The 24,432-nt window shown below is 49.8% G+C and carries 17 protein-coding genes and 1 pseudogene; 9 read left to right on the top strand and 9 right to left on the bottom strand.

Annotation, left to right across the window (positions count from 1 at the left end):
* Positions 1–18: 18 nt before the first annotated feature.
* Together ASG33_RS08685 and ASG33_RS08680 are read left to right on the top strand one after the other, a co-directional pair.
* Positions 19–759: a 1-acyl-sn-glycerol-3-phosphate acyltransferase gene (locus ASG33_RS08685; RefSeq protein WP_056282662.1), complete on the top strand. Its 741-nt coding sequence runs from the start codon at positions 19–21 to the stop codon at positions 757–759.
* Between the two features lie 157 nt (positions 760–916).
* A complete protein-coding gene (locus ASG33_RS08680) occupies positions 917–1,309 on the top strand; it encodes a hypothetical protein (protein ID WP_056282659.1) in 393 nt (130 codons plus the stop codon).
* 65 nt (positions 1,310–1,374) lie between these two features.
* Here the strand turns inward: ASG33_RS08680 and ASG33_RS08675 are convergent, their stop codons facing one another.
* Positions 1,375–1,842: a GNAT family N-acetyltransferase gene (locus tag ASG33_RS08675; RefSeq protein ID WP_056282656.1), complete on the bottom strand. Its 468-nt coding sequence runs from the start codon at positions 1,840–1,842 to the stop codon at positions 1,375–1,377.
* A 36-nt stretch (positions 1,843–1,878) separates the two neighbouring features.
* On the bottom strand, positions 1,879–2,250 hold the full coding sequence (locus ASG33_RS08670; RefSeq protein ID WP_056282653.1) for a hypothetical protein: 372 nt from the start codon (positions 2,248–2,250) through the stop codon (positions 1,879–1,881).
* Positions 2,251–2,384: 134 nt separating this feature from the next.
* Between ASG33_RS08670 and ASG33_RS08665 the strand changes: the two genes are divergently transcribed.
* Complete coding sequence (locus ASG33_RS08665) at positions 2,385–3,581, top strand: DUF748 domain-containing protein (RefSeq protein WP_056282649.1); 1,197 nt, start codon at positions 2,385–2,387, stop codon at positions 3,579–3,581.
* Between the two features lie 80 nt (positions 3,582–3,661).
* Here ASG33_RS08665 and ASG33_RS08660 read toward each other — a convergent pair whose 3' ends face one another.
* The 4 genes from ASG33_RS08660 to ASG33_RS08645 all read right to left on the bottom strand — a co-directional run bounded on the left by ASG33_RS08660 (position 3,662) and on the right by ASG33_RS08645 (position 9,445).
* Positions 3,662–6,553, bottom strand: coding sequence for a PVC-type heme-binding CxxCH protein (locus tag ASG33_RS08660; RefSeq protein ID WP_056282646.1), 2,892 nt, complete (start codon positions 6,551–6,553; stop codon positions 3,662–3,664).
* Positions 6,554–6,652: 99 nt separating this feature from the next.
* The gene (locus ASG33_RS08655) at positions 6,653–7,003 is read right to left on the bottom strand and encodes an iron chaperone (RefSeq protein ID WP_056282643.1); all 351 of its coding nucleotides are present in this window, start codon (positions 7,001–7,003) and stop codon (positions 6,653–6,655) included.
* A 24-nt stretch (positions 7,004–7,027) separates the two neighbouring features.
* Positions 7,028–8,551, bottom strand: a complete 1,524-nt coding sequence (locus ASG33_RS08650; RefSeq protein WP_056282638.1) for an alkaline phosphatase family protein — start codon at positions 8,549–8,551, stop codon at positions 7,028–7,030.
* A 90-nt stretch (positions 8,552–8,641) separates the two neighbouring features.
* Positions 8,642–9,445, bottom strand: a complete 804-nt coding sequence (locus ASG33_RS08645) for a hypothetical protein (RefSeq protein ID WP_157474635.1) — start codon at positions 9,443–9,445, stop codon at positions 8,642–8,644.
* 118 nt (positions 9,446–9,563) lie between these two features.
* Between ASG33_RS08645 and ASG33_RS08640 the strand changes: the two genes are divergently transcribed.
* Positions 9,564–10,031, top strand: a complete 468-nt coding sequence (locus ASG33_RS08640) for a nuclear transport factor 2 family protein (protein WP_056282633.1) — start codon at positions 9,564–9,566, stop codon at positions 10,029–10,031.
* A 13-nt stretch (positions 10,032–10,044) separates the two neighbouring features.
* On the opposite strand, the gene ASG33_RS08635 is transcribed toward ASG33_RS08640, so the two are convergent.
* Positions 10,045–10,446 (bottom strand): VOC family protein, encoded by a 402-nt coding sequence (locus ASG33_RS08635; RefSeq protein WP_056283513.1) that lies wholly within the window; start codon positions 10,444–10,446, stop codon positions 10,045–10,047.
* Between the two features lie 222 nt (positions 10,447–10,668).
* Here ASG33_RS08635 and ASG33_RS08630 point away from each other — a divergent pair, with 222 nt between their 5' ends.
* The 5 genes from ASG33_RS08630 to ASG33_RS08610 all read left to right on the top strand — a co-directional run bounded on the left by ASG33_RS08630 (position 10,669) and on the right by ASG33_RS08610 (position 19,159).
* Positions 10,669–11,550 carry a response regulator gene (locus tag ASG33_RS08630; RefSeq protein ID WP_157474633.1) on the top strand — a complete coding sequence of 294 codons (882 nt, stop codon included), beginning with the start codon at positions 10,669–10,671 and terminating at the stop codon, positions 11,548–11,550.
* A 110-nt stretch (positions 11,551–11,660) separates the two neighbouring features.
* Positions 11,661–13,085: a TlpA disulfide reductase family protein gene (locus ASG33_RS08625; protein ID WP_056282627.1), complete on the top strand. Its 1,425-nt coding sequence runs from the start codon at positions 11,661–11,663 to the stop codon at positions 13,083–13,085.
* A 100-nt stretch (positions 13,086–13,185) separates the two neighbouring features.
* Complete coding sequence (locus ASG33_RS08620; protein ID WP_229238596.1) at positions 13,186–13,539, top strand: hypothetical protein; 354 nt, start codon at positions 13,186–13,188, stop codon at positions 13,537–13,539.
* Between the two features lie 100 nt (positions 13,540–13,639).
* Positions 13,640–17,998: a CusA/CzcA family heavy metal efflux RND transporter gene (locus ASG33_RS08615; protein WP_056282611.1), complete on the top strand. Its 4,359-nt coding sequence runs from the start codon at positions 13,640–13,642 to the stop codon at positions 17,996–17,998.
* 9 nt (positions 17,999–18,007) lie between these two features.
* Entirely contained in the window at positions 18,008–19,159 is a 1,152-nt protein-coding gene (locus ASG33_RS08610) for an efflux RND transporter periplasmic adaptor subunit (RefSeq protein WP_056282606.1), read from the top strand.
* A gap of 36 nt (positions 19,160–19,195) precedes the next feature.
* Here ASG33_RS08610 and ASG33_RS08605 read toward each other — a convergent pair whose 3' ends face one another.
* Entirely contained in the window at positions 19,196–22,183 is a 2,988-nt protein-coding gene (locus ASG33_RS08605; protein WP_056282599.1) for an ATP-binding protein, read from the bottom strand.
* A gap of 106 nt (positions 22,184–22,289) precedes the next feature.
* A pseudogene (locus tag ASG33_RS26255) lies at positions 22,290–24,403 on the bottom strand (molybdopterin cofactor-binding domain-containing protein); the annotation flags it as partial.
* Positions 24,404–24,432: the final 29 nt, after the last annotated feature.

The following is a 24,432-nucleotide window of genomic DNA, read 5'->3' as shown; positions in this document are numbered from 1 at the left end:
TTTGCAGAAAAAATACGAATGAAAAAAATCCTCGATTATCTGTTAAGTGTCTTATATCTGCTTCACTTTTGTGTTACGCTTCTCGTATTTCACGTAGTACAGGTAATTGCTTTTAACGTTTTCGGTCCAAAAGCGCACCGGACTGCCGTAGACTGGCTCAATTTCAGTCTCGCATTCGGTTTGTACCTCACAGGTGCGCGGATTACCCTTCAAAAACGCACCACACTTCCCGACAACCGTCCCATTATATTTGTTGCCAACCATCAGAGCAGCTACGACATCGCCGCCATTTATTGGTACCTGAGAAAGTACAGGCCGCGGTTTGTATCCAAAATCAACCTTGCAAATGGCGTTCCAAGCATTTCTTACAACCTGCGGAAAAGCGGTGCCGCATTGATCGACCGCAAGGATGGGAAGCAGGCTATCACGGAAATCGCCCGTCTGGGCAAGCTGACCCAGGAAGAGAAATCGTCGGTTATCATTTTCCCCGAAGGTACCCGCACAGCCAGCGGATTAATGCGACCGTTTCTGACGGGAGGCGTAGCGACTTTGCTGAAACGCGCTCCCGACGCATTGATCGTCCCGGTTGCAATCGACGGGACAGGCGCATTTAACCCCAAGGGAGTTTTCCCACTAAAATCCTTCGCCCGGCTGAGCTGGACAGTCTTGCCCGGCATTGAACCCGCGGGAAGAAAAGTCGAGGAAGTTCTCGCCGAAGCACAGGAAGAAATCAGAAAGGTTATCCGCATTTCTAAATAGAATACAGCACTGAAAAACAGCGCATTACCTCCCGTTTAAAGTACTTCCCTCAACCAATTTCCACCAAGCTTCATTGCCTTAACAATTGTTAACAATGGCCATTTAAACCTACATATCCTGCGGCCCTCTAACCAACGAACTTTAAAATTTATTGGTCATGAAAAAGATACTTTTTGCCGCCGCAGTACTTGTTCTTGGGTTTTCTTCCGCTAATGCACAGCACGGTCCCCGTTACGACACCCGCGGTGACTACCACAATAGTGAACGCAACGGCCGGGGCTCCGACATTAACCACCTGCAAAGGGAAGTTCGCCAGCAAATCGCAATGGGCGTGCAGCGCGGAACGCTTTCGTCCCGTGAAGCCAATGCGCTGATGAGCCAGTATGAAAGGATTGAGGCGCGCGAACACAGATTCAGTCACCGCGGCAGATTGTCCCCACGCGAAGCGCGTATGATCCGCGAAGATCTGCAAAACCTGATGGCGGATACCAGAAGAATGAGCAGCAGACGGGGCGATCACTGGGCGCGTGACCGCAGAGACAGATATTAATATTTATGGCAGTTGAAGGTTTAGGGTAATATGGAAAGCGCCGGGTCACTGATCCGGCGCTTTTTTTATGCTTCATCCTTGAAATACCTGACCAGCTTGACGTGTGATTTTTCAAAACCCTCCCGCTGGTAGAAGCGGTGCGCCTGTTCGCGGATATTGCGCGATGTAACTTCCATTTGGATAGCGCCCTGCTTCCTGGCAAAATTCACCACGCGTTCTACCAGGGCTTTACCGATTTGTAAAGACCGGTACTCAGGCTCCACATACATTTCCTGTATCTCGGATACCAGCGCCGCGTGGTGCAGGAGCGGCTGGATATGGCAGCTCACCATGCCGACAGGATTGTTGTCCAAAAATGCCAGAAAGTAACGTATGTTATTACTTTTCAAGTTTTTATCGAAAACAAAATCAAAACCCTGCCGATCGATTGTTGTATTTTCAAGCCCGCAGATCATTTTGTATACTGCATTGCGGTCTTCGTCTGTCGCGGTTCGGATAAGGAGTTGACTTGAATTGATCATCGGCTGCTTCATCAGGAGTGTTGAGTGTTTGAAACAGCAAAAATAGAACTATTTCTCAGGCCAGAGTACGATTCGCTTGCCCTTCTCATCCCAAATGTTCTTCTGAAATTCCTGGATCTCGGTCTCCGTATAGCTGCTCATATCGACGCGGCTGCCGTCACAATGGAAATTATGGCAACCTATACACGACATGTACGACAAGGTATAATTGATAACCGGCTCACCGCGAAGCTCAACCAGGCTGATTGTCATTGCGCTGTCTTCCTTGTTCGCTTTGGCTTTTTCAACCAGGTCGCGCAGCCACGGGAGATTCCGGATCGGGTCCTTCACCCCACACACTTCAACATTTTTGGATACGTTTTTTTCTTTACAGGAAAAGGTAAGAAGAGCGAGGAGCAGAAAAGGTAATGCTTTTTTCATAGTTGCTAACGGAATAGTATTACCCGATAGACACGAAGCCTGGTTGGAAAGTTGTAATAAGTACAAAGGTTAGCTGGTACGATTGTTTATAAAGCACAGTGCATTACGTTGATTTCAGATTTAAACTTTAAAATATGGCCCCCGAATCAACTACACACAGAAAAAGCAGGAAAAGGCGCGCATTGAACATATTCATCGGCATCGTGGTGCTGCTGGTTGTGATCAGGCTTATTTTACCCTACGTTGTACTTCATTATGCGAATAAAAGTCTGGCCAATATCAATGGTTACTACGGCCACATTGACGATATCGACCTGGCTATCATTCGCGGTGCATATCGCATTGACAGCATTTACCTCAACAAATCGGATACTATCACAGGCAAGCAGACGAAATTCTTCGCAGCAAATGCGATTGATCTTGCGGTAGAATGGAAAGCGCTTTTCAAAGGTGAGATCGTAGGTCAGGTTTTCCTGCAACAACCTTATCTGGTTTTTACAAAAGATAAAGTGGAGCCCAAAGAAATTGTAAAAGACTCTGCTGATTTCAGGAAAGTGCTTGACAAGTTCATGCCGCTTAACATTAACTTCGCCGAAATCAATGGCGGGAAAATCCAGTATAACGATTTTACAACAAAGCCCAATGTGGGTCTGGAAATGACAAACCTGCATTTGACAGCGCGTAACCTGCGAAACAGCTACGATTCCAGCTCTGTGCTACCCGCATCCGTGAACATGACGGCCAACTTGTACGACGGTACTTTAAGAGCCGACGCCAAGCTGAACCCGCTCGCCGATTCCCCGACATTTGACATGAGTGCGGAGCTGAAAAACACCAACCTTGTGAAGATGAACGACTTCTTTCAGGCGTACGCAAAAATCGATGTCAACGATGGTATTTTCGGTTTGTACACAGAAGTTGCCGCGAAGGATGAAGCATTCACGGGCTATGTCAAACCCGTTATTCAGAATCTGGACATTCTGGGTAAGGAAGACAGGAAAGATAACTTGTTCCGTAAAATGTGGGAAGCTGTTGCCGGCGGAGTTGGGGAGCTTTTTGAAAACCAGCGTAAAGATCAGGTAGCTACAAAAATCCCGTTTAGAGGCCGGCTTGATGATCCCAAGACCAATATGTGGCTGGCCATAGCTACTGTTTTACAGAATGCATTCATCCACGCATTGCAGCCTTCCATTGACAATGAAATTTCCATAGGCTCAGTAAAAGCGCCAAAAGAAGATAAAAAGACTTTTTTACAGAAAGTATTCGGAAAGGACGATGATAAAAAGGGTAAGAAAGAGGAACGGAAAGAGAAGAAAAAGAAGAAGGATTGAGGTTCCTCTCTTACCTCTTATTGAAACGGCGCCTGCATTACGAATGCAGGCGCCGCTATTTTAGTGGGATATTGTAAATTTTATTTGCTACTGCCTTCCAGCACTTTACCTATTAAAAGCTGGTTTTCGTGATTTTCGTGAGATCCGCTGTGGCCGAGCTTTTCATTGAGTTCTTTCAAAGCCTTTTTAGAATCCTCGGTACCAATCGCAGCTACGCGCTGGATCGTGTAGGGAAGAATTTTTGGCAGCTTTGATTTTTCAGCCATTTGTAACGCCCGCTTCATATCAATCGCGGCGAGCGGCTCTGCGGCATACCAGACCATCAATGGAAGATTATGATCATCTTTATCCTCAGCTCTTTGGGATAATGCATCCACTACGTCCCAGCGCTGCGCGGGATCGATCCGGGTCATGGCAGATGCAAGATACAGCCGCACTACCGCCGACTGGTCGTTTTTCGCCATATCTGCAAACTTCGCCAGTGCCTCGGGTGATACTGTTTTATCTTCCATCATCAGCTGAACTGCCCAGCTACGCACATATTCGCTGTCATTGGAAAGCAGTTCCATCAGGTCCTTGTCTTCAAGACCTTTCGTGACGTGCAAAGTCCAGAGTGCGCGCAGCTTTCTTGTTGCATCCGGATTTTTGGTCAGCATTTCTTTGAGTGCTTTATGTACTTTCTTGTTTGCGCCGCGTTCCTGCAAGATCGTCCGCGCCTGCCGCACATACCATTCGTTTTCATTCAGCTGATAGTTGACAAGCTCCATATCCGAAGCTTTCGTCAGATCAACCTTCACCCATTTGTCATTTTCATTGGTAATCTTGAAAATGCGGCCCATTGTTTTGTCGTGCACGTCGGGATTGGGGCTGTGGCACTGGTTCTTGTCATACCAGTCAATCGCCCACACAGAACCACTTGCATCGTATTTGAAATTGAGCCACTGCGACCAGGAATCGTTCATCGCCATAAAGTCGGGACGGTGCTGGGCCACATAGCCCGAGCCTTTTTTCTCAAAATGGTCAATGTTCAACCGTGCGCCGTTGATGTTGTTCATGAAGATCTCGTTCCGGTACTCTTTCGGCCAGGTATGTCCGAGATAAATCATCGCACCGGCGTGTGCATGCCCGCCTCCTGCTGCTGCTGACCGGAAGTTACCTGCATGCGGGCCGCGCTCGCCCAGCCAGTGCACGTGGTCGCCTATCGTTTTAATGTCGTCGTAAGTATACGGGTTGAAATGCTTGCCCGCCTGCCGCTGGTAGCGCGCACCCTGAATCACATGGTACATGTGCGGGATCACGCATACAGTAATGAATGGGTGACCATAATCGTTAAAATCAATGCCCCAGGGATTACTTGAACCTTCTGCAAAAACCTCAAACGTCTGCGCAGTTGGATGGTAGCGCCAAACGCCCGCGTTAATCTTTGTACGCTGTGCGTCTGTTGCACCCGGCTTCCCTACATTCGAGTGGGTGAAAACGCCGTGGGTACCATAAAGCCAGCCGTCGGGTCCCCATCGCAGGTTGTTGAGTACCTCATGCGTATCGTCCAGCCCCCAGCCGTCGAGCAGCGTTTGTGCCGGGCCGGCGGGTTTATCGGTTTTGGGATCAATTGGAATAAAGATAAGGTAAGGTGCTGAACCCAGCCAGACTCCGCCCATTCCCACTTCTATTCCGCTGATCAGGTTCAGGTTCTCTGCGAAAACCTTCTTGTTATCCAGGGTACCGTCTCCATTTGTATCTTCCAGGATCAGGATCCTGTCCCTGCCCTGCCCTTCCCGGGCGCGCACTGGGTAAGTATGTCCTTCCACAACCCAGAGCCTGCCTTTTGCATCAATCGTAAAACTGATCGGCTTTACCACGTCCGGCTCCGCTGCGGCCAGTGTGACTTTAAAGCCTTTTGGCGGCGTCATTGCCGCTGCTGCCTTTTCCCCCGAAAGCCCTGCATTCAGTACCGGATCAAGAGGCGGCAGGATAATGATATCCGCAGGTTTCAACTCATTTGCAAACGCGGGCCGGCTTGGATAAAACAGGAATTCGTCAAAGTTGATGTGCGCCCATTTATCATTTGGAATATAGGGTATCTGTGAAATGCCTGTTTCATTATCAATAATGCGGATGAAAATCTCCTGACCAAGGTATTTTTGAAGATCGACTACTGCGGGCTGCAAGGTAGCTCTCCCCTGCCCGGTAATGTGGTAAATGATACTGTCACTCCCCGCCAGCACCAGCTCTACACGCGTATCCTGCAAGGCGCCGCCTGACACTTTGAATGCGGCAAAAGGCTGGGTAATCTTAAAAGGTGCGGATGTAAGTGTTCCGGTCAGCCTGGCATTGGTATTACCACCGCTGCTCAGAAAGTATTTTCCGTCAAAACCAATGTGGAGTTCTTTTTCATGTACCGGAGAAGGATCCGCATTGAAGATCGGGTTGGAGAACGCTTCACCCTGCGCAGTCCAGTCAGTCAGATTTCCCGTTTCAAAATTGAGGTTCAGCGGTTTTCCATTTCGTACAGGAAGCTGCCCGGCCACGGTCTGCTGGTTGATCTCGCCTTCCACTACCTCAAAGCTGCCCACCATTCCGGCAGCACGGTGCCCCGGAACCGAGCAAAAATAGGTATCGCTCTCCTTTGCCTCGAATTGAATGGCGGTACTTGATCCTTTTTCGAGGATAACCTTACTTTTGATGCCCAGCTTTTCGAGTGCAATATCGTGGGTCATCAACTCACCGTTCGTAATCCTGATCCTGACCCGTTCGCCCTTTTTCGCCTTCAAAGTAGGATTGCGGGCACCATCAGGCGCAAAAAACCCGAGCATAGTAGCTTCCAGCGCATAATCCCGGTCGTATTTGCCAGTATCTGCTTTTGCTGCTGCTGCATTCCCGGTTGCTGCTTTGCCTTTTTGACCAAATGCAGTGCTGGCAGGAATTGCAGTATATAGCAGCAAAGAAGCCAGAAGTAAGCCGAACCTTTTCATATAGTGGTATTTAGAATTTCTTTCATTTTGATAAAAGAAAAGAAACCCCGTTTACTATTTTACTTATAGGCTTTCTGCTGCAACCGGCTGTGCTAAATTTCACTTTTTCAGCTTCCATTCAACAATCTTCCGGACAAGATCAAGCGGCATTTCCTTGTCCAATGGAAAATGAACGGAACCTTTGGAGCCTTTATAACCTGCCAACTCGTCTTTCAGGCCCGGGACCATCTCGCCCGAGATCGGATACAATGCAATGTGCTTTTTCCAGGCAGCGAAATAAATCAGGTAACGCCCATTCCACCTGAAAGCAGGTATCTGGTAAGAAATCATCTCCTGCGCATCCGGCACTACTTCCCGGATTGTTTTCCTGATCTGTTCGAGTTTCCTGGCGGTTTCTTCCGGAAGTCCGGCCATGTACGCGTCGATTGTTTGTACTTTATCGGTTGCCATGGTTTATGAATGTAAGTGGTGATCTTACTTGCTGAAAACCCGCTCGGTTTTGCTGTGGTCGAAGTACCTGTATTTGCCCAATACCGACATTTCCAAAGTCAGGAAATAAGTACCCCACGGATGCTTAACCTCCGTTTTGAGCGACTCCTTTTTCACCTTCCCAATGGATTTGGAAAGTTTTTTCAATAATTCCAAAACAGGGCGCCCGTCCATGCCAGCGGGCTGGGGAATGTTGTAAATCTGTAATATCGTAGGTACGATATCTATATTAGAAGTAGGAAGTTCGGTAGTCAGTCCGTTCCTGAAATCGGGACCTTTTGCAAAAAGCGCAATGTGGATCTCGTAAGGACTGGACCCGCCGTGGCCGGCTTTCCCTTTGGTGTAGTCGGTACCCGCAAAGCCCTTTTCATTTTTCACATCATTCCAGGCCGGAGCAACCAGGATATCTCCCGCCCGCGGATGGTTGAAGTGAACAGCGTCAAACGCGAATGTGCCCGGTATCCAGCCATTTACGTCTCCCTCCTGTGCCGCTTTGGTAAAAATGGCACCAATCCATTCTTCCTCCTGCAATGCAGTGACTATCTTCTGTATCGTTTCGGGATTGTGGTCTTTTACGTAAATACTTCCCTCTGCTACAATCACATCATCCGACTCCTTATCCTTTTTTAAACCTTCCTGGATCAGGAATTCGGTCAGATTGATGCTTCCGATCTGGGTAACAAAGCCGTGGTCTGTCGAGATAATGATGTTCAGCTTATCGGAAAGTCCTTGCTTCTGAACCGCATCCATTATGCGTCCGAACTGCTCGTCTACAAATTTGATCGCCTCCACCGCTTCGGGTGAGCCGATTCCGTTTTCATGCGCCGCGCCGTCCGGGTCCGACAGCCAGATCGCACTGACCAGCGGCCCGTTTGCAGCAAGTCCGTATTTGAGCAAAGCGTCTGTGACCCATTTATGCCTGTCAAAATCCTCCTTACCCGCTTCCCCCATTTCTGCCAGAACCTGCGCTTTAAATGCGTCCGGCAGGATCAGGTCGGGATTTACAATGGCGCCTCCGCTTACTTTATTGTTTTGTAAAAAAGCCTGTCCGGTGGTACCTGAACTAAAAACCATCATGCGCTCTCCTGCCGACTCAAGCAGTTCACCCAGTGAAGGCGCAGTCAGGATGTCGCCGCGGGTAGCAGCCGGAATCTTGCTCAGATCACCGTAGCCAGTCCCGATCGCCGCATTTGGGTTTACTTGCGGAATGTAAATCGCGTTACCCAGCAACCCGTGTGTCCCCGGGTAAGAACCCGTTGCATAGGAAGCCGAATTGACGCGTGTTACAGTAGGAAAAACGCTGTGGTGATTTGCACCGAATGCGGCCTTTTCCTTGAATGCAAACAGATTTGGCATTTGTCCAGCCGTGATATAGTCCGGCCGGAGCCCGTCAAAAAACACGATCAGGGTTTTGTTTTTTGGATTCGCGCCGGGCTTTTTAGTCTGCGCCAGTACAGTCAACCCGGGTAAAAGAAGCAAGTAGGTAAGTATTACAAACAACTTTTTCATGATTCATTCATTAATTAATTAATCGCACCGGCGACCCGGTCATTCACTCATTCACTCATTCACTCATTCACTCATTCACTCATTCCTCATTCACTTAATTTCTGAAACTGTTACCGCATTCTCGGACCGTTTGATGCCGTAGAGCACAACCGTACCTTTCACTGTATGATCAAATGCGATGCCCTGCCCTTCGATCGGTGCCGGGATTGTCGCTACATGTTCCAGGGTGTATCCCGATTTCGGCAATTTCAGCACATATAGCTCGGCGCGGTCGTGACCGGTGCAATACAGGTTACCGTCAGCACCCCAGCCTCCGCCGGAGTTACTTTTAGGAGTAAAAAGAGCAATCAGGTTCTTAGGAAAAACCCATGATTCGAGCTCCCGCCATTCCATATCAAACCTGACGAGCGACGTCCAGCGTACATCGCGCCCTTCGCTGGCTTCTTTTCCGCCATAATGCGCAAAACCGGCGTACCATGATCCATCTTTCTGATCCACCCAGGTGAGCGACCCGTGCGGTGCAATGCCGAAGCTGTGACTGCCGATGTGTTCCATTGAATTGACGTCGAAGATTTCAAGGGAACTCGCCATCGGGATCTCGGGATAGTTGGTGTTGGCACAATATAGCTTTCCTTTGATCACCACGCCGCTGTTCAGATGCTTGATCCCGTCTTTTTCACCGTCCCAGGTTTTAACAAGCGTGTTGCTCTTTTTGCTGTATTTACTGATGGTACTGTTATTAATTACGTAGAAAAACCCGCCGTCGACAGCCACTGCCTGCTTGGCTTCTTTGACCTGAATACTGGAAAGTTCGCGAACGGACTGGGCCTTCAACACAGGCGTTCCGAGCAGGGGTAACAGGAATAAAAATCGTTTGTAAATGTTCATTTTCATAAGATCACATTGTCTGACAAAAGTAGCCGACTGCTCCTCTTACTCATTAAGTGGGTGTTATTGTTTACTTTCGGCCATTATCCCAAAAACAAATCTCTCACCCAACCATTTCTGTTTCATGAAGAACTTACTGCTCAGTGCCCTGCTAATCTCCGCCATTTCCGGCTGCAACAATCCCCAAAAGGCTGAAACCCCCGAACAGGAAAACGCCGGCACAGTTACCGCAAATGAGAAGCTCGTGAGACAGTATTTCGAACATTTCAACAAGCACGAATTCGACAAAATGGCCGCTATGTACACCGAAACGGCCGAGTTCAAGGATCCTTCACTGGGTACAGAAACCGTAAAGCAAACCAGGGCGCAAACCGAGAAGAAATATTCGGAAATGGCGCAAATGATCTCAGACCTGAAAGACGAAGTTGTGAATGTATATCCTTCGGGTGAAAACCACATCGTTGTCGAGTTCGTATCAACCGGCACGGCGCCGGATAAATCAACTTTCCGCCTGCCGATCTGCACCATATTTACTATTGAAAACGGGTTAATCTCCAAGGATTTTACTTACTACGATAATTCCCAGCCCTGAGACTTCATTACAATTACTGCACTTCGAAAATCCATTGAACTGCGTAACGGTCTGTGAGTGTAGCCCACTGGCCTTTTTTGAGCCCCGGCGACAAGGGAGCTGTAACTTCCCCTTCGAATGCCAGTTTATTAAATATTTCACCGAGCATTTCGCTGCGCGACATACCGATCAGCAGCGAAATGCTATTGCCTGCATAATGCCCCTCCTCATGGCCGAGGTCAGACGCAAAAAGGCGGATGTGCTCGGAAATCAGGCTTGCCTGCACAATAAGCTGCTGCATCGCAAGCGGCATTGTACTGCCCTGAGGCGATTCTCCAAGGTACCGTAACTGCAGCACGCCACCGAAGCAAGCCTGATAAAATTGCATGGCCTCACCACAATTTCCATTAAAGGTCAGGTAGGGATATACCGCCATCTTTTTCCTGCATTTGTTTTCGCTTCTGCAACAAAAGGCCGCTGTCAGGCTCATTTGTAACTATTTGTTTTTCAATACACAAAAATAAAAAACACACTGCCTGGCAAGCGGGTGTATTTCCGGCTTAAATGGGGGGTGAAAGCGTCATAAAATGTGACCGACTGGCATTGTTTTTATACCATCACGAACGGTATTATGGGTTAGAACATTGATGACTGTACATTGAAAACGATATATTTAGCTGACGACGATGAGGACGACCGGATGTTGATCCGGGACGCTATTGAACGCGTCATCAGCGATGTACATGTGATCGAGGTAAGCGACGGTGAAAAGCTGGTGCAGCTGATTACTTCCAGAAAAAATTTCGACGACCCCGTCCTGATCCTGATGGACATGAATATGCCCCGTATGAACGGATTGGAAACCATTCCGCTGCTGAAAGCCGACGTGCGGGCACAACATATCCCGGTACTGATGATGTCTACCACGTCCACCGACGCGCTCGTGACGAGAGCCTACGAGGCCGGCATCAACGCCTACATTGTGAAGCCGGTCACAGAGCTGGAATACACCCACCTCGCACAATCCATTGATGTTTGTTTTCTCCATGCATATCACGGTATGACGGAGCCTATTGCCAAGCCTAATCTGCGCGATACCAGCATAGTAGTGATCGAAGACGATCTGGATAATATGGTTTTTGTGCGTTCGGCGATACAGCAGACGATGCCGGAAGTGGAAGTGATTGAGCTGGGACTGGAAGAACAGGTATTGCACTTTTTCAGGCACGAATTGCCGACGATGCAGCAAAAACCCCATTTAGTGCTGCTGGACCTCTACTTCCCCACCCGGAATAAGGGCATCGAATTGCTTACCAATATCCGCGAAGCCCTGATCTCTCAGCGGCTGCTCGCTATTCCGCTGATCGTTTTCAGCTATTCCGACGATCCGAAGGATATACAGGAGAGCTATATTAACAAGGCAAATGGATATATGATCAAAGGCAGTTCCAAATCCAAATGGGAAAGCGAGTTCCAGAACCTGCATAACTTCTGGTGGAACACAGTTTGGTTTCCTGAAAAGAATGACAAACAGGGTTAACCCCGCCAGCTATCTCTATTTTATTTTACACAAAAGTATCTGTATCTCAGCCACAAGCAGTAAAGTTAGTGCGTACTTAGGTTTGGTATCAAAACTTAACCGGCGTTGCCATGAGAAAAGTACACCTTCATTCCGTGCCGCTTGGGGCACTTATATTGCTGATCGGTTTGATATGGACCCCGGTGCGCGCCCAGTCTGTCGAAAAAGGTGAGGCTGCATTCAATGCGTTCAATCAGTTCATGCGATTCACGCAGGCAAAGCCCAACATTGATTCCGCCCGGCATTTTGTAAATCTACTCGCATCAGATACGCTTTTCATTCCCCTTCTCACTGACGTTATCCATAACCATTTAGCTCAGGGCCTCGTTGATCCTGTTGACAACACAGATACAGCGCGAGCGAATGCGCAACGGAAGAGGCTGCCGTTTACAAAGCAGCTGCTCGCCCAGCTGGCACAGGATACCAGCAAGCTCCTGAGCCGCAACATGGCACCGCTCTACAAATACAGCCAGATTCAGGATGCGAGCCGAGATTCTGCCGCTTTGCGCAGGCTCACCAAGGAATTTATAGAGACCGAACTTTCGGGAGATGTTTACAAGTACAGGGCTGCGCGATACGGCTTGCAGATCTACCGGATTGTTAACCAAAACACAATGCTGCAGCCACTCGCCTCCCAGCTGCTTAATGCAATCAACACAAAATTGACAAGCCAGCTAGCCGCCCCTTCCACCGGCTCCGCATCTGTACAAAGTAACTACAGCTCGTGGCACCGGTTTATGCTGGCGTCAGTCAATTACCTTGCATCGGAGAGAACAGAAGGTTTGGAAAAGCAACGACACCTGCAAATGGCGTACGAATTCAGTCCCGATCTGGCCGACAGAAACCGGACTGCCGCATACTTTTACGATAGCGTACTTCTTTTCGGAAGTTTCAAAAATGGATTTCAGAATGATTACTATCAATACCTGCGAAGTCAGAAAGGAAACGAGAAGCTGGCATTGCAGGTACTACTGCAGATGGCGCTCGATGAACCAGGATATAAAAATGATCTGAAAGAACTGTTTGCGATTGCAAGCAGCGACAAGACTGATTTCAACACCTACTGGCTCCATCATATCAATGAACGGGCCAGCAATGCACCTGCATTTGCGCTTGAAATGAGAGACAAATCGGTCTTCTCAACCGAAAAAGCCAAAGGCAAATGGGTGTTGATCGACTTCTGGGGAACCTGGTGCGGGCCTTGCCGGGAAGAACATCCAGATATGCAGAAGTTCTACCAGAATACCATCCTGAAAAAACCGGATACGATTTCCCTGCTAACAATCGCCTGCCGCGACACTGACGCCAAAGTGGCCGCTTATATGGACGAAAAGAAGCTGTCGTTCCCGGTTGCGATGTCCGACAAGCAGATCGAGAAAACCTATCCGGTTCCAGGCTATCCGACCAAAATCCTCATTACACCGCAAGGCAAATACCTGACTGTCCCGTTCGGATCTGACTGGATCGCATTCGTGTCTGCGTATGCGGATCTGTAGTACCTGCGGGAGACATATTCGACTGCAATTCATGCAAATTCTTGCATAAGCAACTATCCGGGTCTATTTTAGAGTCGTGAAAAAGCTGATTTTACATTTGATGCTCACAATTTTGATCCTGGACACTACTTCGTTGTACCAGGTTTTCAAGGTGCCTTCCCTGATCCGGCACTTTGTGGAGCACAAAGCTTTGAACCAGGAAATCAGCTTTTTAGACTTCCTTTCCATGCATTACTGGGGCGACGACATGGATGATAATGATGATGAAAAGGATATGCAGCTTCCATTCAAGAAGTTTGAGATCCAGCATACCAGCTTCCTTTTCGTTCCCTTTTCAAACACATTTACTTTCAAAAATACCTACTGGCCTGTAAAGGCAGATTACGGCCCCGACAAACCGCAGGGGCATTACAATGCTGCGCTGGGCTCGCTTTTCCGCCCGCCGCGAGTTTAAATACCTACATACAACAGGATAAGCCTGTCCTGTCGGCACTATGCGCTCACTTCCAGTCGGGCCCATAGCATGTTTGCTATGTATTTATACTCCAATCTTTATGCTTCATAAGATCATTCAATTTTCAGTTCATAACAAACTGATGATTGCGCTCTTCATGTTCCTGTGGGTTTCCTACGGGATTTATGAAGTGACGCAGCTACCTATAGATGCAGTTCCCGATATCACCAACAACCAGGTACAGGTAATTACTTCCGCGCCTTCGCTGGGCGCCGAAGACGTGGAACGCCTGATTACATTTCCCATTGAGCAGGCGACCAGCAACATTCCCGGCCTCAAAGAAAGCCGCAGCCTCTCGCGCTTCGGACTTTCGCTAATTACCATTGTTTTTGAAGACGGCTCAGATATTTACTGGGCCAGACAGCAGGTAACCGAGCGGCTGGCCCAGGTCGAGATCGATGAGAATGCAGAAACACCGGAACTTGCGCCAGTGACAACGGGCCTGGGTGAGATTTATCAGTATGTAATCAAACCCAAGCCTGGCTTCGAGAAAAAGTACTCGCTGGCCGACCTGCGCACAACGCAGGACTGGATTGTCAAGCGTCAGCTGCTGGGTACACCAGGCGTAGCCGATGTATCCACTTTCGGCGGAGAGCTGAAACAATACGAAGTGGCCGTCAATCCCGTACAGCTCAAATCTCTGAACCTGACCATCAGTGATGTATTTACTGCTTTGGGCAAAAACAACCAGAACACCGGCGGCGCCTACATTGAAAAAGGCCCGACCGTACTTTACATCCGGAGTGTGGGTCTGGCTGGTTCCATGGAGGATATACAGCATATCGTGGTCAAAAACAATGCAAACGGCACGCCTGTGCTGGTGCGCGATATTGCCGAAGTGAGGCTCGGATCAGCAATCCGTTACGGCGCATTGACCATGGCGGGCAAAGGTGAACTTTCGGGCGGGATCGTGATGATGCTGAAAGGCGGCAATTCGTCAGATGTGATCAAGAATGTCAAAAACCGCATTGCCGAAATTCAGAAAACATTACCCGAAGGTCTGGAAATCGAATCTTTCCTCGACCGGACCAAAATGGTGAATAATGCGATTGGTACCGTCGAAAAAAACCTGTCGGAGGGTGCATTGATCGTGGTGCTGGTATTGGTACTCTTCCTCGGTAACCTGCGCGCCGGACTTATCGTCGCTTCGGTGATCCCGCTTTCCATGCTTTTTGCGATCGCCATGATGAATACTTTCGGTGTAAGCGGAAACCTGATGAGCCTTGGCGCGCTGGACTTCGGTCTGATCGTCGACGGCGCAGTAATTATCGTGGAGGCGATATTGCACCATCTGCATTCATCGCGCCAGTACGCAGGCGTGCAGGTAATTTCGCGGGAGCAAATGGACCGTGAAGTAACAGGCTCGGCCTCTCGGATGATGAACGCCGCTGTTTTCGGACAAATTATCATCCTTATTGTTTACCTGCCTATCCTCTCCCTTTCGGGTATTGAGGGTAAAATGTTCAAGCCCATGGCGCAAACCGTAGCATTCGCTATCCTCGGCGCATTTATACTTTCCATTACTTATGTACCGATGATCAGCGCGGTTTTCATCAGCCGGAATATAGCCCGTGAGCCTAACTGGTCGGACCGCATCATGGCACGACTTGAAGCTGGTTATCAGAAGCTGCTGATCCGCGCATTGGGTTTCAAAAAAGCGCTTGTAATTGCCGCATTCGCATTGTTTGGTGTGGCTGTTTTTACATTTTCACAAATGGGCGGAGAGTTTATCCCCCAACTGGAAGAAGGTGATTTTGCCACTGAAACCCGGCTGCTGGTAGGGACGAACCTGAGTACCACGATCGACGCGATCAACCGCGTTTCGGAGAGTTTGAAAAATGCCTATCCCGAGGTAGAGAAAATAGTCTCCCGCATCGGCAGCGCAGAAATACCTACCGACCCTATGCCAATAGAGGGCGGCGATATGATCATCGTTTTGAAAGACAAATCAGAATGGACCAGCGCCGCTACCTTCCCCGAGCTGGCAGACAAAATGGCCAAAACTGCACAGGAGGTAGTTCCGGGCATTACCACCGGCTTTCAGTACCCGGTTCAAATGCGTTTTAACGAGTTGATGACGGGAGCCAAGCAGGATGTTGTTTGCAAGATCTTCGGTGAAGACCTGAACAAACTGGCTACTTACGCGGAGCAACTCGGCGACATTTCCAAAACAGTGGAAGGTACCGCAGACTGGTATGTCGAAAAAGTAACCGGCATGCCGCAGATCGTGATCGATTTTAACCGGAGCGAGATCGCGCGCTACGGGCTCAACATCGAAGATATCAACCGCACGATCAACGCTGCATTCGCCGGAGCAGCCGCCGGGCAGATTTACGAAGGTGAAAAGAAGTTTGATCTCGTGGTACGTGTCGGCAGCGAAGGCCGGAAAAATATAACCGATGTTCAAAACCTGCCCATATCCACGCCGTCGGGCATTCAGGTGCCGCTTTACCAGGTAGCCCGCATTGCAGAGGTGGAAGGCCCGAACCAGATACAGCGTGAAAATACAAGACGGCGGATCATCGTCGGGTTTAACGTGAGAGGCCGGGATGTGCAGTCGATCGTAGAAGAGCTGCAACAGAAAGTAGACGCTAAAATCCGCTTTGACCCGGGTTACAGTGTGACTTACGGCGGCGCATTTGAAAACCTGCAGCAAGCCAAAGCCCGCCTGAGCGTGGCGGTGCCGGTCGCATTGCTCCTCATTTTCCTGATGCTGTATTTTGCATTCTCGTCGGTACGCGAAGGCGCATTGATTTACACTGCCATTCCGCTTTCCGCGATTGGTGGCGTTTTTGCGCTGGCTTTGCGGGATATGCCCTTTAGTATCTCCGCCGGCGTAGGATTTATCGCGCTCTTTGGTGTAGCCGTTCTGAACGGGATCGTATTGATTTCGGAGTTCAACAGGATCAAAGCGGAGGGTTCCATTACCGATCCGCTAGACCTGGTACTCACGGGTACCCGCAACAGGCTGCGTCCTGTTTTGATGACCGCCGCTGTCGCCTCGCTCGGGTTCCTGCCTATGGCGCTCAGCAATGGCGCGGGAGCCGAGGTACAGCGGCCGCTCGCCACGGTCGTGATCGGCGGGTTGATTACCGCTACCCTGCTCACGTTGTTCGTGTTACCAGCATTGTACCTTTTGTTTGAGGGTAAAAAGAAACTGCCGCCCGCTGCTGCTGCATTGATCCTGCTCCTTTTTGTTTTTATTCCAAAAAACACAAATGCGCAGGCTCTGAAACCGGTTGATCTTCCAACCGCGATCTCCATTGCCCAGCAAAAAAACCTCAGAGTACAAAGCGCCAGGCTCAGCGAAGAAAGCAGCAGGCAATTGCAGTCCAGCGCGTTTGACCTTAACAAAACCAGCATCAATGCAGATGTGGGCAAGTTCAACAGCGTCAATACGGATACGCGGTTCGGGATCAGCCAGACTTTCAGCTTTCCGGCGGTATATAACAGCCAGCGAAAGGTACTGGAAGCTAATTTCCAATCCGCGCAGGCGCAGACGAGGCTGACCGAGCTGGAATTAAAGACGCAGGTGCGCCAGCTGTTTTACGAATACATCCATCTCACCGAGCGCAGGAAGCTGCTGATGTACGCAGACAGCATTTACACCCTTTTTGAATCAAAATCTAATATGCGGTTTGAAAAAGGAGAAGCCAACATTCTCGAAAAAACAGCCGCAGAATCGCAGCGCCAGCAGATTACGAACCAGCTCAACCTGCTAGACAGTGACCTTGCTATCACGGTGCGTTCTTTCAATTTGTTTTTGCAGGACAGTGTCCGGTACGTTCCGCAGGCAGAAAGCCCGCGCATTGAAAACCTGCTGACCATGCAGGATTCCGTCGCCAGTCAGTTTCCGCTGTTGGATGTGGCAAGAAGTCAGGAACAAGCTTCGGAGTTTCGTTGGAAAAACGAAAAAGCCAGGCTCCTGCCCGACCTGACCATTGGTTACAATAACCTGAGTATAAATGGCTCCCAGCTCGTGGATGGACAGGAGATCACGTATCGCAGCAAAAACAGGTTTCACTATGTCAATGCAGGAATTGGTATCCCTCTGTTTTTCAAGGCACAATCGGCGAAGATAGCTGCTGCCAAAACTGATTTTGAAAGAACACAAAAAGAGACCGGATACCTGCGCGCACAGCTGCAAACCGAGCTGGGCAATGCACAGGCGACTGTCGTGAAATTCCGTCAGAGTCTCGATTACTTCGATAAGCAGGGGCTGCGCAATGCGGGGGCGATAATCGCCACGGCCGACCAGCAGTTCCAGGCGGGCGAGATCGATTTTATGCAATGGACTTTCCTGGTTAACCAGTCTATCACGATCAGAACAGATTACATCCAGGCGCTGAACAGCTATAACCAGGCCGTCATACAATTACTAAAACTCACTAACAACTAGGCATTTACCATGAAAACATATCTTTATACCGGCCTGTTCGCCTGCCTGCTTTCAGCCTGCGGCGGCCGCACAGAAACGCCGGATAACAACCCTGCGGCAGATACCGCTGTAACTCCGTCTTCGAAACAGCTGGTATCTTTCAGTACACAGCAAATGCAGCGGGTGGGCATTGAAGTAGGGACACCTGAATTTGAAAACATCAGTGGTACGCTCAACCTGCACGGCAAGATCGACGTACCTCCGCAGAGTACCGTGAGCCTCAGCTTCCCGCTCGGCGGCTACCTGAAATCGACCCGAATGCTGCCGGGCATGCACGTCAGAAAAGGTCAGGTACTCGCTGAACTGGAAGATATGCAGTTCATCCAGCTCCAGCAGGATTACCTGACTGCGCGGGAGAAATTTACATTGGCAGAAAGTGAGTTTGCGCGCCAGCGCGACCTGAATGCAACCAAGGCGGCAAGTGACAAAGTTTTTCAACAGGCGCGGGCAGAAATGGAAACCCAGCGTATCCTGATGAATGCGCTAGCCAGAAAGCTGGAAGTGATCGGTATTAATCCCTCCGGGTTGAAGGCGGACAATATTTCAAAGTCCGTACCGATTGTATCCCCTATCAATGGGTTTGTGTCACAGGTGAATGTAAATGTGGGTAAATACACTTCTCCGACCGATATGCTTTTCGAGCTGGTGGATCCGAAAGATATCCACCTTGCATTGAATGTTTTTGAGAAAGACCTGCAATCGCTCTCGATCGGGCAGCGCGTTACTGCCTACACGAACAGCGATCCCGACAAAAAATTCGCCGCTGAAATCATCCTGATCAGCAAGAACCTGGATCAGGACAGAATGGCCGAAGTGCATTGTCATTTTGAAAAGTACAGTCCCACGCTCGTGCCGGGCATGTTTGTAAATGGCGAGGTGGCTATCAGCAACAAAAAGGTACTTACCGTGCCTGAGGACGCGGTCGTGCGCTGGGAAAACAACTCTTACGTATTCACAGACAGCGGCAGCGGGCAATTTGAAATGGTCAAAATAACACCCGGACTTGTACATGAAGGCCGCCAGCAGATTGAAGGAAATGGCATCAGTACCGGCACCAGGATGGTTGTCAAAAATGCTTATGCGCTTTTGATGAAGATCAAGAATACAGACGAGGAAGGTTAATGGCATAGGCGCGACGTTCCGGGATTGCCGGTAAACTTACACCGGCAGCCAGATATGGAATGTCGCGCCTTCTCCCGGCTGTGATTCGGCAGAAACATAACCGTTATGCTGCTCTACGATCTTTTTTACAATACTTAATCCAATGCCTGTTCCGGAATATTCCTGCTTTCCGTGCAGGCGCTGGAACAAGCTGAAAATACGCTCGCTAAATTCCTGTTCAAACCCTATTCCATTATCGGCGAAGGTTATGTGGGCAAAAAGCTTTTCGGGATTTAACATAGGAAAAGCGGTAATGGAGCTGCCCTGCACATATTCAGACCGGATCGTAATGCGTGGATTTTTTTGGGAAAACTTCAAAGAATTGCTGATCAGGTTCGAGAACAGCTGGTTCATCTGAAATTTATTTGCCTGAATTACCGGCAGGTTTTCTGTCACAATCGTCGCTTCTTTTTCCGAGATCAGCAGTTCAAAATCGATCTTGATATCATTGATCACACTGTTCAGGTCAACTTTCACCAGATCCTGTCCCGTTCCTGAAAGCCGGCTGTAAGTAAGCACCGACTGGATCAGCTCGCTCATCCGCTGCGCAGAAGAGTTGATCTTGTCGTAGTACTTCTGTGTAGCCTCCGGATTATCCTTATTCTTGTCAATCAGGTGGATAAAGGTCTGAATTTTGCGGAGCGGCTCCTGCAAGTCGTGGCTGGCAATGTAGCTGAACGATTCCAGCTCTTTGTTCGCTTTGATCAGTTCCTCTGTCCGGAGCTTAACTGCTCTTTCCAACTCATCGGTAAACTGGCGGCGCGTTTTCGAAATTTTCAGCTGCGACTTGATCCGCGCCAGCAGCTCATTGGACGAGAATGGCTTCACAAGGTAATCATCCGCTCCGGTCTCAATTCCTTCCAGCTTTGACTCCTCCCCCGCCCGCGCTGTGATCAGCACAACGGGGATCTGCGCGCTGCCAGGATTGTCTTTTACGTGACGGAGCAACTCAATTCCGTCCATTTCGGGCATCATAATGTCGCTCAGAATGAGCGAAGGCTGTTCCTCGGCGATCTTTTGAAGCGCGTCAACGCCATTTTCAGCGGGAATTGTCCGGTAATGCTTTTCCAGAAGCGATTGTACGTGCTGCCGCATATCGGTATTATCGTCCACCACCAGGATTGTATCAGTAGCGGTAGTAGCATTGTCTGCTGCATTTGGTCCGGCGGCAGGTTGCAGCAAGGTAGCAGCTTCTTCCACGTACAGGCTGGGTGTCACGTCGTCGAAACCCGGATCAGTCAGGAATACACGCGTCGGGTCCAGGTGGTCTTTTCCGTACGGTATGGTCACAATAAAGCGGCTTCCCTTCCCAGGTTCACTTTCAACCCGGATATCGCCGTGGTGCAGCAGGATCAGTTCCCTGATCAGCGACAAGCCGATCCCTGTGCCTTCAAAGGTCCGTCCGCCGCTATTTTGTATCCGGTGAAACCGCTCAAACATCCGCGGAAGCTCCTGCTGCGAGATACCCACTCCGGTATCCTCCACCGTGAGCACCACGCCACGATCGCCAGGTGCGACGGTTACCGTAATCGTTCCTTCAAATGTGAATTTGAACGCATTGGATAAGAGATTAAAAACGATCTTTTCCCACATTTGCTTATCCACGAACACCTGATTTGCAACAGGCTCCGTTTTGACGATCAGCTGCAGATCAGCCTTTTCAATAACGGACCGGAAGTTGGCAGCCAGATTTCTGGTATAAGCAGCAATGTCGGTCAGCACGAAGCTGGCCATATTCCGGCCACTTTCGATGCGGCTGAAATCAAGCAGGGTATTAACAAGTTTGAGCAGCCTTATCGCATTCCGGTGGGTTACTTCCAGGTGATGCTTTTCACTTTCGTCCAGCCCGATCTGCGGTTTATTCAAAAGCTCTTCCAACGGGCTAAGCATCAGCATCAGCGGCGTGCGGAATTCGTGACTGATATTGGTAAAAAACAGCGTTTTCGCCTTGTCAATCTCTTCCAGCATCTTAGCCCGCTTTCTTTCCTCCTCATAAGCCTGCGCATTGCTGATCCCCAGTGAGATCTGGTCGGCGATGAGCTGGATGAAGTTGCGGTATGCGTCGTCAAATTTGCGGTAAGGGTTTAGCCCCACGGTCAGAATGGCGATCGGAAATTTTTTGTTGGTTGATTTAATGGGAACATCTACGAACTGGCGCGGACAAACATCCCAGGCACCCTTGGGGAGCATTTTCCAACGGGTATTGACAACGGATTCCACAATCCGCTGCGCATGCACAGCTTCGGCGATCGCTTCGTAATCTGCACTGCCGCTACTCAGGTCAATGGAATGAGATGTATTAAAATCTTCCAGAGCAATGCCGGACAATGCAGCAATCTCAGCCCTTTTCCCTTCATCTGAAATCTTGTAGATCACTGCAAACGGAAAATCCAGCGCATTGCTCACCAGCGCGCGGGCAGCCTGCGCGTATACTTCTTCTTCTGATTTCTTTTGAGCCAATGTATCCAGCTGCTGCATGGTACGCAGCGAGCGTTCATTGATAATCCTGTCGGTATCAGCAGTATTGTAGCAAATGATACCAGCGGGCCGGCCATCTTCGCCCAGTACCGGTGTATATGAAAACGTGTAGTAAGTTTCCTCGGGAAAACCGCTTCGCTCCATGATCAGGAGCTGTGATTCCACATAAGTACCTTCGTCCTTATGCATGGACCTTTCGAGCAAAGGCTCGATATCCCGCCAAATATCCTTCCAAACCACAGATGCAGGCTGGCCTAAGGCACCGGGGTGTTTCCCTCGGACGATATCGATATAAGCGTCATTATAAAACTTGATCAGGTGCTCGCCCCATCCGATCCAGATCGGTTGCTTCGAGCTCAGCATAATGCGGATGCAGGTTTTCAGGCTTTGCGGCCATGCTTCGGGAAGTCCCAGCGGTGACTGCTCCCAGGCAAATTGCCGTATCCTCTCCCCCATTTCACCACCTCCTACAAGAAATTCAAGCGTTTTGTTAACAGTTTGGCTCATTATGGCGAGTCGTGCGTTTTGTAACTTGTTAAGATTTGCTAAGAAAATCTGTGCCAAGCTTGTGTGTTGCCTGTTTTTACGCTTTAAAGTCTTCTGAACATGATCAAACCAGCTTGTCGGGTGTGATCGGCAGCTCCCGGATACGCTTGCCCGTCGCATGGAAAACTGCATTGGCAACCGCCGCCGCCACACCCACGATCGCAATTTCACCCAGCCCTTTGGCACCGATCGCATTTACATACTGATCAGCCTCGTCTATAAAAAACACGTCCATTTGTGGAATATCGGCATGAACAGGAATATGGTAGGTGGCCAAATCGCTGGTCACGTACCTGCCGAAACGGTGGTCCATCACCGAAGCCTCCATGAGCGCCATGCCAATGCCGCCCACCAGTCCGCCGATTGCCTGGCTGCGTGCTGTTTTATGGTTGATAATTTTACCCACGTCCGCACAGGTAACTGCACGCGTGACGCGCACTTCGCCTGTGAACGGATTTACCTGTACTTCAACAAAGTGGCAGCCAAAAGAATACATCGAATACCTGTCCCGCTCCGCACCCGACCTCGACTCTTCCTGCGCCTCAACCTGCTGTAAGTTGTGATGTTCGAGAATTTTACTGAAAGAAATGGCGGTACCAGCTTCCTTTTCCAAAAGCATTTGCCCGTTTTTAAACAAAACCTGCTCCGCACCAACGTGCTGAAAAGGAGAGCCTGGCATTTGCCCGGCAAGCGTAAGCAGCTTGGTTTTCAGCGACTCACAAGCTGCATATACCGCCGAGCCCACACTCGGGACCGTGGAAGAACCATTCTGCCCCGGCGCATCGGGCAGGTCTGAACTGCCCAGATCAAACCTGACCTTGCTGCTGCTGATACCCAGTCGCTCAGCGGCAATGCGCGTCATTGCGGTACCTGTTCCCGGACCAATATCCATTGTGGCGCTTTGTACAACCAGCGTACCGTCGCGGTTCAAAATCGCCTTCGCCTGGGAAGGGTGCCGGTGAAATCCGTACAGGCTCGACGCCATTCCGAAGCCTGTCAGCATGCCTTTGTTCTTCATGGAACCGGGCTGGGCAGCCCTGTTTTTCCAGCCAAATGCATCTGCGGCTGTTTCATAGCATTTCCTGAGCGACTTCGCCGACCACGGCAAGTTGCGTTCAGGATCCAGTTCTGCGTAGTTCCTTAGTCTTAGTTCAAGCGGGTCAATGCCAGCGGCATAACTCAGCTCATCGAGCGCCGACTCCAGAGCGAACATACCCGTAGCATCGCCGGGGCCGCGCATCCAGGTAGGCGTATTTACATCCAGGTTCAGCAGGCGGTATTTCGTAACTACATTGGGACAAGCGTACAGCGCCCTGGTTGCCAGAATGGTACGTTCCAGGTGCTCTTCATACTGCGAAGTCTGCCCGGTACCTTCGTGCACCATTGCCACCAGCTTTCCATTCCTGTCGGCGCCTATCGCAAGTTTCTGCACGGTATAAGGCCGGTACCCCACAGACGTGAACATTTGCTCGCGGCCAAGTACAAGCTTTACGGGGCGCTTCAAGTGCTTCGCCGCCAGGACAGCCGCTACTGTATGCGGCCAAACACGGATACCGGAACCAAAAGCGCCTCCAATGTATTTTGAAACCACTTTTACATGCTCCCTTTTTAATTTAAATGCCTGCGCGAGGTTTCCCTGTGCAGATTTGACACCTGGTTTTTGTCATAAACTGTAAGCTTGTCGTCGCCTTCCCAGACTGCAATGGTAGCGTGGGGTTCGAGCGGCTGGTGGTGTTGTGTTGGGATTGTGTAAGTAGCTTCTATTTTTACTTCTGCCTGGACAACCGCGCCGGGATTACCCCGCTCGTAATCTTTAAAAGGTGAATTCTGGCTGCGTTGGATATTCACGGGCAAAGCCGCATGCCTGCTATTGGCCTCAAAGTCGGTGGCGTGCTTTTCGGTTTGATAGGTTACCTGAATCAATGAAGCCGCGTACTTCGCCTTTTCAGCTGTTTCAGCAACTACCAATGCGACAGGCTGGCCATCAAAGTAAATGTAACGGTCATGAAAAAGGCGGAATGCAGTACCTACTGCGGCACGGCCCGCCGGCTGGACTGCTTTTGGGTTACCCGGAATTTCGGGGGCATTCAGATGTGTGAGCACAGTAAGTACGCCCGGCGCTCTTTCTGCCTTGCGGGTTTCCATGCTGGTAATTTCTCCCTTGGCAATGGTACTCGTCACCAGGACGGCATGTGCGAGGTTTTTAAAAC

Origin of the sequence: Dyadobacter sp. Leaf189 (assembly GCF_001424405.1) — a bacterium.
Taxonomy (GTDB): domain Bacteria; phylum Bacteroidota; class Bacteroidia; order Cytophagales; family Spirosomataceae; genus Dyadobacter.
Note: the sequence above shows the minus strand (reverse complement) of the source record. Positions and strands in the feature narration are given on the sequence as shown.

What these genes read in the sequence shown, in the direction of transcription:
- ASG33_RS08625 (WP_056282627.1), top strand. Translation starts at nt 11,661, where the DNA reads ATGAGAAAAGTACACCTTCATTCCGTGCCGCTTGGGGCACTTATATTG.
- ASG33_RS08685 (WP_056282662.1), top strand. Translation starts at nt 19, where the DNA reads ATGAAAAAAATCCTCGATTATCTGTTAAGTGTCTTATATCTGCTTCAC.
- ASG33_RS08660 (WP_056282646.1), bottom strand. Translation starts at nt 6,553, where the DNA reads ATGAAAAGGTTCGGCTTACTTCTGGCTTCTTTGCTGCTATATACTGCA.
- ASG33_RS08680 (WP_056282659.1), top strand. Translation starts at nt 917, where the DNA reads ATGAAAAAGATACTTTTTGCCGCCGCAGTACTTGTTCTTGGGTTTTCT.
- ASG33_RS08610 (WP_056282606.1), top strand. Translation starts at nt 18,008, where the DNA reads ATGAAAACATATCTTTATACCGGCCTGTTCGCCTGCCTGCTTTCAGCC.
- ASG33_RS08640 (WP_056282633.1), top strand. Translation starts at nt 9,564, where the DNA reads ATGAAGAACTTACTGCTCAGTGCCCTGCTAATCTCCGCCATTTCCGGC.
- ASG33_RS08665 (WP_056282649.1), top strand. Translation starts at nt 2,385, where the DNA reads ATGGCCCCCGAATCAACTACACACAGAAAAAGCAGGAAAAGGCGCGCA.
- ASG33_RS08645 (WP_157474635.1), bottom strand. Translation starts at nt 9,445, where the DNA reads ATGAAAATGAACATTTACAAACGATTTTTATTCCTGTTACCCCTGCTC.
- ASG33_RS08650 (WP_056282638.1), bottom strand. Translation starts at nt 8,551, where the DNA reads ATGAAAAAGTTGTTTGTAATACTTACCTACTTGCTTCTTTTACCCGGG.
- ASG33_RS08620 (WP_229238596.1), top strand. Translation starts at nt 13,186, where the DNA reads ATGCTCACAATTTTGATCCTGGACACTACTTCGTTGTACCAGGTTTTC.
- ASG33_RS08635 (WP_056283513.1), bottom strand. Translation starts at nt 10,446, where the DNA reads ATGGCGGTATATCCCTACCTGACCTTTAATGGAAATTGTGGTGAGGCC.
- ASG33_RS08670 (WP_056282653.1), bottom strand. Translation starts at nt 2,250, where the DNA reads ATGAAAAAAGCATTACCTTTTCTGCTCCTCGCTCTTCTTACCTTTTCC.
- ASG33_RS08605 (WP_056282599.1), bottom strand. Translation starts at nt 22,183, where the DNA reads ATGAGCCAAACTGTTAACAAAACGCTTGAATTTCTTGTAGGAGGTGGT.
- ASG33_RS08655 (WP_056282643.1), bottom strand. Translation starts at nt 7,003, where the DNA reads ATGGCAACCGATAAAGTACAAACAATCGACGCGTACATGGCCGGACTT.
- ASG33_RS08615 (WP_056282611.1), top strand. Translation starts at nt 13,640, where the DNA reads ATGCTTCATAAGATCATTCAATTTTCAGTTCATAACAAACTGATGATT.
- ASG33_RS08675 (WP_056282656.1), bottom strand. Translation starts at nt 1,842, where the DNA reads ATGAAGCAGCCGATGATCAATTCAAGTCAACTCCTTATCCGAACCGCG.